General features: G+C 40.5%; 1 protein-coding gene. It reads right to left on the minus strand.

What is annotated here, in order from left to right; genetic code table 11:
• Nucleotides 1-550 (minus strand): Kelch repeat-containing protein (locus RM520_RS15230; protein WP_311388570.1); only part of this gene is annotated, 550 nt, incomplete at both ends.

Here is a 550-nt window from a genome sequence, read left to right on the forward strand (position 1 = left end):
GAGCAGCATCATTAGCGTTCCATAAAATATCTCCTGTTAAACCTGTTAAATCTGTCCAAGTATCATTGGTAATATCCCAAATCTCAGCAACTTTATCGCTACTGGTTGGGTAAGGCGGTACTTCACTCCATGAGCCCCCCCAAGTAAATACATTACCATTTTGTAGGGTTACATTGCCTTGATATGCCCGCCGCACATTCATTTCATCAGCAGCAGTCCAAAGCCCAGTATTAGAATCATAAAGGCTAGTTTTAAAACTGCTAGTGCCCCCAGCAGATAAAATACGTCCATCAGGCAAGTTGTTGATGCCTGGACAAAACATGTCATGATTTAAGTTAGTTAAGATTTCACCTTCACCAGCACCTATCTTTCCTATAAACGGATCATAGATTTCAGTAAAAGTCATCCCGTCTTGATTGAGATTGAAAGTTTCTCTGAATTTAGCGGACCATACAATCAATTTACCATCAGGTAAATTAGACACCGCAACGGGTATTACCTCTAATGGAATGATATCACTCCAGTCTCCATCTTGTGATTTGTCTTGAGC

It is taken from the genome of Croceitalea vernalis, from assembly GCF_031846405.1.
GTDB classification, from domain to species: Bacteria; Bacteroidota; Bacteroidia; order Flavobacteriales; family Flavobacteriaceae; genus Croceitalea; species Croceitalea vernalis.